Consider the following 13,967-nt stretch of genomic DNA (forward strand, 5'->3'; position numbering starts at 1 on the left):
TTTGGGGGTTAGAGGCATGCTCTGCCGCTCACCCCCACGGGTGTGGGGACAACTGGGCATACTCGTTTCAAACAAGATGAAGACCCTTCGCCGCTGACCCTCACCCCTTGCGGGCGAGGGGAGCTGGGGATCAACCAACCAGCTGTTCCACAGCCGTTTGCAATGACCAGGCAAAGCAAGGGGGAAACCCCAGAGGCTGCCTAGCCCGCCTGGCTGCGCAACTGCCGCAAGAGCCGCTCAAACTCCTCCGGCAGGGGAGCGGTAAACTGCAGCGGCTGGCCTGTGCGCGGGTGAACAAAGGAGAGCTTCCAGGCATGGAGAGCTTGGCCGCCCAGCTTAACAGGGCTGGTTTTGCTCTGGGTGTAGAGGGGATCCCCGACAATGGGTAGGCGCATGTGGGCAGCATGCACCCGAATTTGATGGGTGCGCCCGGTCTCCAGCTCAAACTGCATCAGGGTGTAGTTGCCCAGCCGCTCCAACACTTGCCAGTGGGTTACCGCCACTCGCCCTTGGCCAGGGGTCAGGACGGCCATTTTCTGCCGATCCACCGGGTGCCTCCCAATGGGGGCAGAGACGGTGCCTTGGCTTTGGGCCGGCCGGCCAAACACCACCCCCAAGTAGATGCGCCGGGCGGTTTTGGCCTGGATCTGGGCTTGTAGGTGCTGGTGGGCCTGATCGTGTTTGGCAATCACCAGGGCACCAGTGGTGTCTTTGTCAAGGCGATGGACAATACCTGGACGCAGCTCGCCGTTGATGCCTGAAAGATGGGGGCAGTGGGCCAGCAGGGCGTGCACCAGGGTGCCACTGGCGTGGCCGGGGGCGGGGTGCACCACCAAACCGCGGGGCTTGTTGATCACAAGCAAATCGTCATCTTCGTAAAGAATGTCCAAGGGGATCGGCTCCGGCTGCAGGGCAGTCGGGGTGGCTGGCGGGATCCGCACCTCGACTTCATCCCCAGCTTGCAAGGCGCGATCCTTATCCCGGCAGGGCTGCCCATTGAGCCAAACCTGGCCCTGGCGGATAAGCTGCTGCAGGCGCGACCGCGACAGCTCCGGCAGTTGCTCTGCCAATCCTCGATCCAGCCGCAAGCCCTGCTGTTTTTCCGTCACCCTGATCTGGCGAATGTCTGCTGCAGCCTCCTTGTGGCCCTCCATGCCGTTGTTGCCCAAATTGCCTTCTTTGACCATTGTGGCAGCCCGGCTACTTTTGCACTGAGTAAAAAAGGTCGAAGATTTGCAGCAACTTCCGCAGGCAGGTGGTGGGGGGATCTGCCTTGTCTCATCGCCTTCTAAGCCTTCTTGGGGGGATCCCTGGGCAATTTTAAGGGGCAGAAAATCCTGACTAGAGTGAGGCTATGGCCCACCAAGAATGAGTTGGGCCGAGTGTTGGCATAGGAGAGCCGGGAGCGATCCCAAGCCGACAACACAGCACACCCCAGCAATTGGCGTTGGCTCAATGGATCGCTCAATGGATCTAAGAAGGAGGTAAGACATGTCGGATGGAGCAACCAGGGGATCCCAGCTTCAGCAACCCTCTCAACCCCAGCTTGGCTCAGAGCCGCCTTTGGTCTTGCCCCTGACGGAGGTGGGGCTGCGGGACGTTGCCCAGGTGGGCGGGAAAAACGCCTCCTTGGGAGAAATGCTGCAGCAGCTCACCTCAAAGGGGATCCAGGTGCCGACAGGATTTGCCACCACCGCCCATGCGTATCGCCAGTTCATCGCCTCTGCGGGCCTAGAGGAGAAGTTGCAGGAGATTTTCAAAGACTTAGACATTGAGAATGTCCAAAATTTGCGCGAGCGGGGCAAGGCTGCCCGCACCTTGATCTTGCAAACTCCCTTCCCCCCTCAGCTAGAGCAGGCCATCGCCGAAGCCTACCAAAAGCTGTGCGAGCGCTACGGCCCCGACACCGATGTGGCGGTGCGCTCCAGTGCCACGGCAGAAGACTTGCCGGATGCCAGCTTTGCCGGCCAGCAGGAGACCTACCTGAACGTGCGTGGAGTGCGGGCAGTGCTCAATGCCTGTCACCACTGTTTTGCCAGCTTGTTTACCGACCGGGCCATCTCCTACCGCCAGATCAAGGGCTTTGACCATTTTCAAGTAGCCCTCTCGGTGGGGGTGCAGAAGATGGTGCGCTCGGATCTGGCTTGCTCGGGGGTGATGTTCTCCATCGACCCAGAAACCGGCTTTAAAGATGCGGTGCTGATCACCGCCGCCTACGGCCTGGGGGAAAACGTGGTGCAAGGGATCGTCAACCCCGACGAGTATGTGGTCTTCAAGCCCACCCTGAAGCAGGGCTTGCGCCCCATTCTCTCCCGCAAGCTGGGCAGCAAGGCCCTGAAGCTGGTCTACGACGAGGAGGGATCCCGTTCCACCAAAAACGTGGCTGTCCCCGAAAGCCTGCGCAGGCAATACGCTCTCAGGGATGAGGAAATCCTCAAATTGGCTCGGTGGGCCTGCCTTATTGAGGAGCACTACTCGGCGCAGCGGGGCCATTTCACGCCGATGGACATCGAGTGGGCCAAAGATGGCCTCACCGGCGAGCTGTTTATCGTGCAGGCCCGCCCTGAAACGGTGCAATCGCAAAAAGTGGCTAACCGGCTAACAACCTATCGCTTCACCCAGCCGGAGGCGCGGCCCGAACCTCTGGTGCGGGGACGGGCGGTGGGCGAGGCCATCGGTCAGGGTACAGCCCGCCTTATCTTAGACGTGCGCCGTTCGGATCAGTTCCAAGCCGGAGAGGTGCTGGTGACCGAGAAGACGGATCCCGACTGGGAGCCCATCATGAAAAAGGCCAGCGCCATCGTCACCAACCAGGGGGGCAGAACCTGTCATGCGGCCATCATCGCCCGCGAGCTGGGGATCCCGGCCATTGTCGGCTGCGGCAACGCCACCCAGGTGCTCCGCTCCGGCGAGCCCATCACCGTCTCCTGCGCTGAAGGGGAAGAAGGGCGGGTCTACCCGGGCCTGTTGCCCTATGAGGTGACGGAGATCCCGCTGGAGGAGCTGCCTCGTCCCCGCACCCAGCTGATGATGAATGTGGGCAACCCAGAAAAAGCCTTCGGCCTCAGCGGGATCCCTTGCGATGGCGTGGGGCTGGCGCGGCTGGAGTTCATCATTGCCAACCACATTCAGGTCCACCCGCTGGCTTTGCTCAACTACGAGCAGGCGGTGAAAGAGGAGCCGCGCCTGGCGGAGCTGACCGCCCAGTATGCCGACAAGCCGGAGTACTTTGTGGACAAGCTGGCCCAGGGGGTGGCCACCATTGCTGCCGCCTTTTACCCCAAGCCGGTGATCGTGCGGCTGTCGGATTTCAAGAGCAACGAATATGCCCACCTGTTGGGGGGATCCCGATACGAGCCCCACGAGGAAAACCCCATGATCGGCTGGCGGGGGGCTTCCCGCTACACGGATCCCCGCTACCGTGAGGGCTTTGCCTTGGAGTGTCGGGCCATGAAACGGGTGCGGGATGAGATGGGCCTGACCAACGTCATCTTGATGATCCCCTTCTGCCGCACGCCGGAAGAGGGACACAGGGTGCTGGAGGAGATGGCCCGCCACGGCCTGGTGCGGGAAGAAAACGGCCTGCAGGTGTACGTGATGTGCGAATTGCCCAGCAACGTCATCCTGGCCGACGAGTTCTGCCAGATCTTCGACGGCTTCTCCATCGGCTCCAACGACCTCACCCAGCTCACTCTGGGCCTGGATCGCGACTCAGCCCTGGTGGCCCACCTTTTTGACGAGCGCAACGAGGCCGTCAGGCGGATGATCGCCCAGGTAATCCAGACGGTGAAAAGCCATGGCCGCAAGATCGGCATCTGCGGGCAGGCCCCCAGCGACTACCCCGACTTCGCCCGCTTCCTGGTGCAGGCGGGGATCGATTCCATCAGCCTCAACCCCGATTCCCTGTTGAAAACCCTGCTGGTGGTGGCCGAAGCAGAAGCGGCTGGCGCCCGGTGAGCCCAAAGCCGGCCCAGAGACGTGCGCGGGGATCCCGTCTCCTGAGTTACAATCTCTTCTACTGTGTTCCCATCCCCATCGATGATCCACGAATTCTCCATGCCGGCCCTCAGCTCCACCATGGAAACGGGCAAGATCGTCACCTGGCTGAAAAACCCCGGCGACCGGGTGGAGAAGGGAGAAAACATCCTGGTGGTGGAGTCGGACAAAGCGGACATGGATGTGGAGTCCTTCCACAGCGGCATCCTGGCCAGTATCCTGGTGCCGGCAGGGGAATCAGCCCCGGTGGGCGCCCCCATTGCCCTGATTGCCGAAAGCGAAGCGGAAGTGGCCCAAGCTCAGGAAAAAGCCAAAGCCCTCGCTGCTGGCGTTACCCCTGCGGCTCCACCTAGCGCAGACCGCGCCTCTGCAGCTCAGCCGACAAGTCCTGCCCCTGCGGCAACCCCCACCTCTACACTGCCAAATGGATCGGATGGCGCCGGATCCCAGCGGATCGTGGCTTCCCCGCGGGCGAAAAAATTGGCGGAAAGCCTGGGGATCGATCTGCGCACCGTGCGCGGCTCCGGCCCCAATGGTCGCATCGTCGCTGAAGACGTGGAGCGAGCTGCGGCCCTTTCCGCTCCTGCAGTGGCTGCCCCCTCTGCTCCAGCCCCCGCGCCTCCAACTCCTGTGGCTGTCCCCTTGGGAGAAACGGTTCCCCTCAGCACTTTACAAGCGGCGGTGGTGCGCAATATGAACGCCAGCCTTGGCGTGCCGGTGTTCCACGTGGGCTACACCATCACCACCGATAGCCTGGATCACCTCTACCAACAGGTGAAGCCCAAAGGAGTCACCCTGACGGCCCTCTTGGTCAAAGCCGTGGCCATGACCCTGGAGAAGCACCCCCTTCTGAATGCCAGCTACACAGAAGGCGGGATCCACTACAAAGCCGATATCAACATCGCGGTGGCGGTGGCCATGGAGGATGGCGGGCTGATCACTCCTGTCTTGAAGCAGGCCAACCGGCTCGATCTGTACGAGATCTCCCGCCGTTGGAAGGATCTGGTGGAGCGGGCGCGGCGTAAGCAACTGCAGCCAGAGGAGTACACCAGCGGCACCTTCACCCTCTCCAACCTGGGCATGTTTGGGGTGGATCGCTTCGACGCCATTTTGCCGCCTGGCCAAGGGGCCATTTTGGCCGTTGGCGCTGCTCGCCCCACGGTGGTGGCGACGCCGGAAAAAGCCATTTCCATCCGTTCCCAAATGCAGGTGAACCTCACCTGCGATCACCGTGTCATCTACGGCGCCCATGCAGCGGCCTTCCTGCAAGATCTGGCGCAGCTCATAGAGCACAAGGTGGGATCCCTGACGTTGTAGCCGCCCTGAAACCCGGCCTTGAGCCAATCTCAGAGTAGGTTTCTTCTCTCGCGCAACCCACAAGGTCGGGCAGCCGGCGAGGCCCCAGCGCTCAGGAGCTCCTCCTGGGAAAGCGCTGCATCAACTCTTGCACAGCCTCGGCATGGTAGGAGCTGCGGGTTAGGGGCGAAGACACCACCTGCAAAAAGCCCAGTTCCTCTCCCACCCGTCGCCAATGGTCGAACTCTTCGGGGGGAACGTAGCGCTCCACCGGCAGGTGTTTGGGGCTGGGCGCCAGGTATTGGCCGAGCGTGAGGATGTCACAACCCACCCGGCGCAGATCCCGCATCACCTGCAAGATCTCCTCGGCTGTCTCTCCCAGACCCAACATCACCCCCGACTTGGTGTACAAGCCGGGATCCCATTGCCGTGCCAACTCCAACAGTTTGAGGGAGCGCTCGTAGTTCCCTTGCGGGCGTACACGGCGATAGAGGCGGGGCACCGTTTCGGTATTGTGGTTGAGCACCGTCGGTCGGGCGGCCAAGATCTGCTGCAGCGCCTGCCAGTTACCACATAGGTCTGGGATCAAGACCTCGATGGTGGTCTGGGGCATGCGGCGGCGGATTTCCGCAATGCAGGCCACAAACTGGCTGGCTCCCCCATCGGGCAGGTCGTCCCGATTCACCGACGTAATCACCGCATGGCGCAATCCCAAGCGTTCCACTGCTTCTGCCACCCGCAGGGGTTCAGTGGCATCCAGGGGCAGAGGGCGTTTGGTGAAGTCGATATCGCAGTAGGGGCAGGCGCGGGTACAGGCCGGGCCCATGATCAAAAAGGTGGCGGTGCCGTTGGCAAAACACTCCCCCAGGTTGGGACAGGAAGCCTCTTCGCAAACCGTGTTTAGGCCCAAGTCCCGCAGCAGTTGTTTGACGGATCCCACCCGTTGAGGGGCCTTGGCCCGCAGCCAGGAGGGTTTGCCGCCAGGAGAAGAAGAAACAACAGTCAAAGAAGTGCTCCAACACAAAACAGCAGCGACGGTATCACTCAGCTTAGCCTGCCATTTGGCCCCGTTGGAATTTGGACAAAGCCAATTTCCCGGCCCAATTGATCTCTAGCGCCTCGGAAGCAAGACCCAAAACACGGCATACTGGAAAGCAAATGTCGAGCGATAGGGATCCCACATGGTTGTTGCTGCTCCTCCCTCTCTGGAACAACTTGCCATCAACACGATTCGCTTTTTGGCGGTGGATGCTGTTCAGAAGGCCAACTCCGGCCACCCCGGCCTACCGATGGGAGCAGCACCCATGGCCTATGTGTTGTGGCAGCAGTTCATGAAGTTCAACCCCCGCAACCCCAAGTGGGTGGATCGGGATCGCTTTGTGCTCTCGGCGGGGCACGGCTGCATGCTGCAGTACGCGCTGCTGCACCTGACCGGCTTTGATGTGAGCCTAGAGGACATCAAGCAGTTTCGCCAGTGGGGATCCAAAACCCCCGGCCACCCGGAAAACTTTGAAACTCCGGGGGTAGAGGTCACCACCGGCCCGCTGGGGCAAGGGGTGGGTAACGCGGTTGGGCTGGCCATTGCCGAGGCCCATCTGGCCGCCCGCTTCAACAAGCCCGGCCACACCATTGTGGATCACTACACCTACGTGATCTTGGGGGATGGCTGCAACATGGAGGGGGTGGCTTCCGAAGCAGCTTCTTTGGCCGGCCACCTGCAACTGGGCAAGCTGATCATGCTCTACGACAGCAACCACATCTCCATCGACGGCAGAACGGAAATCGCCTTTACGGAAGATGTGGGCAAACGCTATGAAGCCTACGGCTGGCATGTGCAAAAAGTAGAGGATGGCAACCACGACTTGAAAGGGATCGCCGAGGCCATCCAAAAAGCCAAGGAAGTCACCAACAAGCCTTCTTTGATCATTGTCGAGACCACCATCGGCTACGGATCCCCCAACAAGGCCGGCAGCGAGAGCGTCCATGGGGCACCCCTGGGGCCGGAAGAGGTGAAGCTCACCAAACAAAACCTGGGTTGGCCTCTGGAGCCGGAGTTTTACATTCCCGACGAGGTGCTGGCCCACTTCCGCCAGGCCATCGAAAAAGGGGCCAAGGCCGAGGCCGAGTGGAACGAGCGCTTCGCCGCCTACGAGAAGGCTTACCCCGAAGAGGCCGCCGAGTTCAAGCGCATCATGGCCGGGGAGCTGCCGGTGGGCTGGAAAGAAGCGCTGGCCCCCATTGCCGAAACCGGCAGAGAATCCACCCGCAACCTCTCCAAGTTGTGTCTGAATGCCTTGGCCAAGGCCGTGCCGGAACTGCTGGGGGGATCCGCAGATCTCGCCCACTCCAACATGACTTATCTAAAGGGGATCCCAGAGTTTCAGGCCGGCTCTTACGAGGGGCGTAACTTCCGCTTTGGGGTGCGGGAACACGGCATGGGAGCCATCGCCAACGGCATGGCGCTTCATGGAGGTCTCATCCCTTACGACGCCACCTTTTTGATCTTCACCGACTACATGCGGCCTGCCATCCGCCTGTCCGCCCTCTCGCAGGTGCGGGTGCTGCACGTCATGACCCACGACTCCGTCGCCTTGGGGGAAGATGGCCCCACTCACCAGCCCATTGAGACACTGGCTTCCCTACGGGCTATCCCCAACCTCTATGTGCTGCGCCCAGCGGATGCCCGCGAAACGGTGGGATCTTACCAGGTGGCCCTAGAAGCCAAGACCACCCCTTCTGTGCTGGTGTTCACCCGGCAGGCGGTCAACCCGGTGGAAGGCACCTCCATTGAAGGCGTAGCCAAAGGGGCCTATGTGGTGGTGGATGCCCCCAACCCAGAGCTGATCTTGATCGCCACCGGCTCTGAACTGGAGCTGGCGGTGAAAGCTGCCGCCCAACTGAAGCAGGAAGGCCGGGCCGTGCGGGTGGTCTCTATGCCCTGTATGGAGCTGTTTGAGGCCCAGCCCCAGAGCTACCGCGATTCCGTTCTGCCCCCCAACGTCACTAAGCGCGTCTCCGTCGAGGCAGGCTGCACCTTCGGCTGGCACAAGTACCTGGGGTTTGAGGGGGTGGCCATTGGCATCGATCGCTTTGGCGCCTCTGCCCCCGGCCCGGTGTGCATGGAGAAGTTCGGCTTCACGGTGGAAAACGTGCTCAACACTGCCCGCCGGCTGCTGGGCTGAGGGCACTTTACCCCTTCCTCGGCGCTTTCAAGGGGCTCAGCAGGGATCCCTTCTCTGCTGGGCTTTTTTCCCTGTTGAGCCTGCTGCCCAGCGGCGTGACCCGGACAGGCGTAGCGAACCTCGCATCAACCAATCAGCAGGACTTCCAAAGCATCCGGATCTGCTTCTTTCTGTAGGGCAGCCATGGCGGAGAACGCAGTCGAGGGCGGCTTCCTGCCCCGCAGACAACACCTTTGCCTTGAGGACATCTTCAACCATGGCGGGGATGATCCTTGAAGGCAAGTTGGAAGTCGAGCAGGCTGCCACCATCGCCTTGAAATCGCCTTGAAGAAGAAACTTTGGCTTCCGCCGCCGTGCTGAGGTGCTTGTGCCGGCTGCAGACACAAACAGCTTTGCCTACTGTTTGCCTACTGTAGGAACCCCGCCAGTAAAATCACCGCGGCTCCCACGGCAGCCAAAATCGTCAGCGCCCGGCCCGCGTCGGCACTGCCCTTCCACGAGAAGTTTTTCTCCGACTTTTTCGGTTCTGCTGGCATGGCCATGCCTCCCTTTGCATTGCCAACTCTAACTTAACTTCCCCCCCCACGGGATCTTAGCTGGTTGGGGCATACCCTGGAAAAAACAGCAGCCATCTGGCCCGGCCAGCCGTTTTTGGGAACAATACAAGCAGGCAAGGGATCCAACTCCCACCAGTCTGGAAGCACATCCTGAGGCGAAAGCCATGAGCTATGCAGAACGGAGCAAAAGAATGGTTTTGACGTTGGCGACTCTGCTGGGCGGCTGGGTTGGCGGAGGGTTGTTGCAGGGATCCCTCTGGGTTGCCGCTCAGCCTACCTTTCAGACAGTGCCGTTGCCGCGCCTGCCTGTGGGTGTCGATCAATCGGTCTTCGATCGCCCGGTAGCCCGCTTTAACCCCAACCTACCTGCCGAGCTGGTGATCCGCAATCGCACAGGTCTGCCTTTGGAATACGGCTTTACCGATCCCCGCCAGAAAGTCTCGGAACTGCCTGCCGGCGAAACGTTGCGCCTGAGCAACCTGCTGATCCCCAACTGCATGGCCATCAACACGCCGATGTTGGCTCCTGTGGGCTACCAGGTGAGCGTGAATCCCTTGAATGTGATCACCGTAGAGGTGCGGCTGGTCAACGATGTCTCCGGCGATCATTGCCTCGATCTGCAAGAGACAGGGGCTATTTTTGTGAATTGATATCAATAAACTGACATAAATCGATCGGCGATCGGCGGTCACGACACAAGTTAGTTGATCAAAGGGATCCCTTACATCCTCACCTACAGTCATCTTCTGGATTTTGCCAGGATGGACATGGGATCCGGCACGGCAGATGGCAGTTGACTTTGCCCGGTTTTGACGTTGGAATTGACTCTATTGGGGAGCCAATCAGAGGTTTAGGCGTATCGACAGGGGCCATCCCCTGTGACAGGATGCGAACAGGATATCGAGGCCGATATTCTCCTGGACTCTGTTTGCCTGTGCGGTCCGCCTGTACTCTATATTTTTTCTTGCGGATGGTCTCATGAGCGATAACTTGTATTCCTGGTTTCCCCGGGCCTTGGTGATCGGTGCTGCGGTTGTGGGGTTGTCGAGCTTGCCTGCAAGGGCTCAGCAAATTACGGATCCCAGCCCAGCTCAAGCGGCCACCAATGTTGAGCCCACCTCGCCAATCTCGGCTTCTTTTCGCAGCCAAGATGGCGTCAGCGTGCGTCCGGAAACGGTGAGGGTTTTCCTGGATGGCCAAGACGTCACGTCCCAGTCGGTGATCACCCGAGATTTCTTCACCTATCGCCCTGCCCAACCTCTGCCGCCGGGGCGTCGGGAAGTCTTGCTGGAGTTCACCAATACCCAGGGGGTGACCCGCCGCGTGACCTGGAGCTTCACCGTGGGTAGCCCTGTCCGCGCTTCCATCGACCTGGTGGATCACAATGCCGGCAGTCGCCCCTTGGCAGCCGGGGAAATCCTGCTGGTTACCGTCAAAGGCACTCCTTCCAGCCGGGTGACGGTTTACCTCATCCAAGATGGACGGCAAGTGCAAACCCTGCCGGCTCAGGAAGTTTCCAGCGGCACCTATGTGGTGAATGCCCTAATCGAGGCGAAAGATACCACCCGTGAGGGGATCGTCGTCGCCCGCTTGGAAAATGGCGGCCAAGTGCGCTTCATGACCGCCGAACAACCGGCCCGCCTGATCGAAGGGGCCACCGGGGGCATCCAGCGGCTGACCACCCAAGAGGTTTCCGCTACAGTCAGCGCCCCCAGCCCCCTCTTGCCTCAGATCACCAACCTGCAGGATGGGGATCGGGTTTCCGGCTCTTCGTTTACGCTGCAGGGCACTACAGCTCCCAATGCTTCGGTGCGGGTGAATGTAACGGCTTCGACCTCTCTGGGCGGCATCATCAGCGCCCAACAGACCGTGACCAACCAAACTGTGCAGGCAGATGCCCAGGGCCGTTTCACCATCACCGTTCGGCCTCCCATTCCGGCCTCTGGCACGGTGTATCAGGTGAATCTCACGGCCACTTCCGGCAACCAAACCAGCCCAACGGTAACCTTGCGCCTTACCCAGCAGTAGGGGTTCAAGGGATCCCAGCCCATCCCGATAGACTTCCCCCCACCCATCAGGGGATCTGGAAATCCTGGCATGTCCAGCAGTTCAGACTTCCCTCTCTCCCCTGGGAGAAGGGCTGGGGGTGAAGGCTCTATCATCTTCAATTCCCAGGGATCCCTTGCCGGCTTGTAGGGGAGTTTTGGATAGAGGAGACTGCATTTGCCAGCGCCACAGGATCCCGGCCATGATCAAGGTGGGCAAAACGATCATCCCGACCACCACCGGCATTTGCTCCGGCAAGGCCAAGTAAGGGCCACCATATTTGATGGCTATGCTGATTCCGGCGGCAGCCAGCATCAACTTCAGGGCAAACCAGACTGTTTTTCGATCCATGACTTACTTTTAATTCACGCTTTTAATTCACGATTGGCTAGGGTTGCTGACCATGGCAGTGAGAATGCCGGCAATGGTTTCCAGCTCCTCAGGTACTCGATACAGCGTTAAGTCTTGTTTGATCATCTGCTGATGGGCAAGAATTTGTCCGAACTGCCAGATAGACCCCATCGTCACTGCACCGTAGATCTGAGCCTGCTGCTCCACCTGCGCCAGGGCAATCATTTCTACAGCCATTTGCACAAAGGCCCGCGTTAGATCGTCCTTTTTAGCTTCAACCACCAGCAGGATGTTCTTCCCTCGCAACAGATAATCGAGGCTGCCCTCCAACCAATTGTTGACCATCAGGGGATACTCCAGCCGCAAAGGAACTCGACAATGGAGAGCCACTTCGGTCAGCACAGGAGCCACCAGCAATTCCCGCCGCGCTGTTTCGCTGGTGAAGCTAACCAAAGGTAACAATTGTCGGATCCGATCTTTCAAAACTGGGGTTTGCGGCGGCGCAGGGGCAACAGGCCATGTCCACTCCCCAATTTCCAGTCGATAGCCAAACTGAGCCAAGATTTCATCCGGCTCGTAGGGCATCTCAAAATAAGAGCGAAAAGTATAGGATTCGTCTTCTTTAAGAATGGAGATGTTCAGCATCGGGTTCAGGAGAAGCCACGCTCAGTCCGGCACAGCTAGGGCTGCTTCAATCCGCTCTTTCAGGGTGGTCACCACTTCTTCAATGGGAATTTCCGTGGCTTGGCCGCTGGCCCGCTCGCTGAGTTCCACCTTGCCTTGTTTGAGGCTGCGCCCCGTGGTGAGGCGATAGGGGATCCCGATCAGATCCGCATCTTTGAATTTCACCCCGGCCCGCTCGTCCCGGTCATCCCAGAGGGTCTCGATGCCGGCAGTAGCGAGATCCTGCACCAGTTTCTCTGCCACGCTCATCTGCTCGAGGTCGGAGATGTTGGGCACTACCACCACCACATGATAGGGGGCAATGGCCACCGGCCAGATGATGCCATTGGCATCGTGGGATTGCTCCACCGCCGCCTGGGCCAAGCGCGATACTCCAATGCCATAACAGCCCATCCACAGGGGCTGCTCGGATCCCTGTTCGTCGGTAAAAGTGGCCCGCATCGGCAGCGAGAACTTGAGGCCTAGCTGAAAGATATGGCCGATCTCGATGCCACGGGCCGTTTCCAGGATCTGCTCGGGGTTGAGCAAACACCGATCCCCCGCCTGTGCCTTGCGCACATCCACCACTTCCGGCAGGGGATATTGCTCGCCCCAGTTGGCCCCCACCACGTGCTGCCCCACCTGGTTGCTGCCGGTTACGAAGTTCTGCAGCAGAGCTGCCGTCTGGTCGGCCAAGCGCAGGATCTGGGGGGCAAGGTTTTTTTGCCGGCCCAGACAGCTATCCGGCAAGTCGGGGGCAATGTAGCCCACCGGGATGGGATCCCCCTGCCAACTGTTTTGGATCTCGGCATCGGCCAAGGCGAGCTTGAGCAATTTGCTGGCTTGGTAGCGCTCTGCCAGGCGGCTGAGGTGGTTGGCCAGTTTGACCTCATTGACTTCTTGATCCCCACGGATGCTCAGTAGCACTGCCACCCGCAGGCCGTTGTCGTAGAGGGCTTGGTAGAGGACGTTTTTAACGATCAGGGTAGAGGAGATTTTTAGGAAAGCGGCCAGCTTCTCGATGGTTTCGGTTCCCGGCGTATCCAGAACCTGGAAGGCGGTGTAGGGAGACTCTGCCGCTGGCGGCGGGATGGAGACGGCCTTTTCCACATTGGCAGCATAGGAGCCATCGGGCGTGTAGAGAATCTCATCTTCTCCGGCAGAGGCCAGCACCATAAACTCCTGCGAGGCCGCCGATGGCCCCCCGATCGCCCCGGCATCAGCATCCACCACGCGAAACTCCAGCCCACAGCGCCTGAGGATGCGGCTATAGGCTCGGTACATATCCTGGTAGGTCTGGCGCAGGCTTTCCTCGTTGGCATGGAAGGAGTAGGCGTCTTTCATGATGAACTCCCGCCCTCGCATCAGGCCAAAGCGGGGTCGAATCTCATCCCGGAACTTGGTCTGGATCTGGTAGAGCGTCTGCGGCAACTGGCGATAGGAGCGGATGAGATCCCGGGCCAGCAAGGTGATCACCTCCTCATGGGTGGGGCCTAGGGCCTGCTCACGTCCCTGGCGATCCTTAAGGGCAAACATGATCCCTTCCGCCTGGGTGTACACCTCCCAGCGGCCCGACTCCCGCCAGATCTCTGCCGGCTGCAGCTGGGGCAAAAGACACTCCTGAGCGCCGATGGCGTTCATCTCCTCCCGGACAATCTCCGAGATCTTTTGCAGCACCCGCCAGAGGAGCGGCAGATAGGTGTAGATCCCTGGGGAGAGCCGCCGGATAAAGCAGCCCCGCAGCAGCAATTTGTGGCTGGGCAGCTCGGCCTCAACGGGATCCTCCCGCAGCGTTACAAACAGCATCTGGCTCAGTCTCTGGCTCTGTTGCATCCATTCCCCCCTCTGAGGACTCCGTCCCGCTTACGCGATCAGC

Annotated in this window: 11 protein-coding genes; 5 read left to right on the top strand and 6 right to left on the bottom strand. The window is 60.2% G+C overall.

Translation table 11 applies throughout. The features are described from left to right. Nucleotides 1-200 precede the first annotated feature (200 nt). Complete coding sequence (locus tag NW818_RS08795; RefSeq protein ID WP_414424341.1) at nt 201-1,154, bottom strand: RluA family pseudouridine synthase; 954 nt, start codon at nt 1,152-1,154, stop codon at nt 201-203. A 337-nt stretch (nt 1,155-1,491) separates the two neighbouring features. Between NW818_RS08795 and ppsA the strand changes: the two genes are divergently transcribed. Together ppsA and NW818_RS08805 are read left to right on the top strand one after the other, a co-directional pair. Beyond that, a complete protein-coding gene (gene ppsA, locus NW818_RS08800; protein WP_414424335.1) occupies nt 1,492-3,957 on the top strand; it encodes a phosphoenolpyruvate synthase in 2,466 nt (821 codons plus the stop codon). Nucleotides 3,958-4,038: 81 nt separating this feature from the next. Next, on the top strand, nt 4,039-5,313 hold the full coding sequence (locus NW818_RS08805) for a dihydrolipoamide acetyltransferase family protein (protein ID WP_414424336.1): 1,275 nt from the start codon (nt 4,039-4,041) through the stop codon (nt 5,311-5,313). A gap of 91 nt (nt 5,314-5,404) precedes the next feature. Here the strand turns inward: NW818_RS08805 and lipA are convergent, their stop codons facing one another. Then, on the bottom strand, nt 5,405-6,298 hold the full coding sequence (gene lipA, locus NW818_RS08810) for a lipoyl synthase (protein ID WP_414331107.1): 894 nt from the start codon (nt 6,296-6,298) through the stop codon (nt 5,405-5,407). A gap of 175 nt (nt 6,299-6,473) precedes the next feature. Here lipA and tkt point away from each other — a divergent pair, with 175 nt between their 5' ends. Continuing rightward, nucleotides 6,474-8,474, top strand: coding sequence for a transketolase (gene tkt / locus NW818_RS08815; protein WP_414424337.1), 2,001 nt, complete (start codon nt 6,474-6,476; stop codon nt 8,472-8,474). A 407-nt stretch (nt 8,475-8,881) separates the two neighbouring features. Here the strand turns inward: tkt and NW818_RS08820 are convergent, their stop codons facing one another. Beyond that, nucleotides 8,882-9,016, bottom strand: coding sequence for a hypothetical protein (locus NW818_RS08820; protein WP_414351941.1), 135 nt, complete (start codon nt 9,014-9,016; stop codon nt 8,882-8,884). 179 nt (nt 9,017-9,195) lie between these two features. On the opposite strand from NW818_RS08820, the gene NW818_RS08825 reads away from it, so the two are divergent. Together NW818_RS08825 and NW818_RS08830 are read left to right on the top strand one after the other, a co-directional pair. Then, the gene (locus tag NW818_RS08825; RefSeq protein WP_414415778.1) at nt 9,196-9,681 is read left to right on the top strand and encodes a hypothetical protein; all 486 of its coding nucleotides are present in this window, start codon (nt 9,196-9,198) and stop codon (nt 9,679-9,681) included. 328 nt (nt 9,682-10,009) lie between these two features. After that, nucleotides 10,010-11,059, top strand: a complete 1,050-nt coding sequence (locus NW818_RS08830; RefSeq protein ID WP_238376920.1) for a hypothetical protein — start codon at nt 10,010-10,012, stop codon at nt 11,057-11,059. 81 nt (nt 11,060-11,140) lie between these two features. On the opposite strand, the gene NW818_RS08835 is transcribed toward NW818_RS08830, so the two are convergent. Genes NW818_RS08835 through NW818_RS08845 form a run of 3 tightly spaced genes read right to left on the bottom strand, consistent with a single transcriptional unit; the run spans nt 11,141 to nt 13,924 of the window. Next, entirely contained in the window at nt 11,141-11,428 is a 288-nt protein-coding gene (locus NW818_RS08835; protein WP_414424338.1) for a hypothetical protein, read from the bottom strand. A 27-nt stretch (nt 11,429-11,455) separates the two neighbouring features. Then, nucleotides 11,456-12,073 carry a hypothetical protein gene (locus tag NW818_RS08840; RefSeq protein WP_414424339.1) on the bottom strand — a complete coding sequence of 206 codons (618 nt, stop codon included), beginning with the start codon at nt 12,071-12,073 and terminating at the stop codon, nt 11,456-11,458. A gap of 21 nt (nt 12,074-12,094) precedes the next feature. Then, entirely contained in the window at nt 12,095-13,924 is a 1,830-nt protein-coding gene (locus tag NW818_RS08845) for a proline--tRNA ligase (RefSeq protein WP_414424340.1), read from the bottom strand. Between the last annotated feature and the right edge of the window lie 43 nt (nt 13,925-13,967).

The organism is Synechococcus sp. R6-5 (assembly GCF_047461775.1).
Taxonomy (GTDB): domain Bacteria; phylum Cyanobacteriota; class Cyanobacteriia; order Thermostichales; family Thermostichaceae; genus Thermostichus.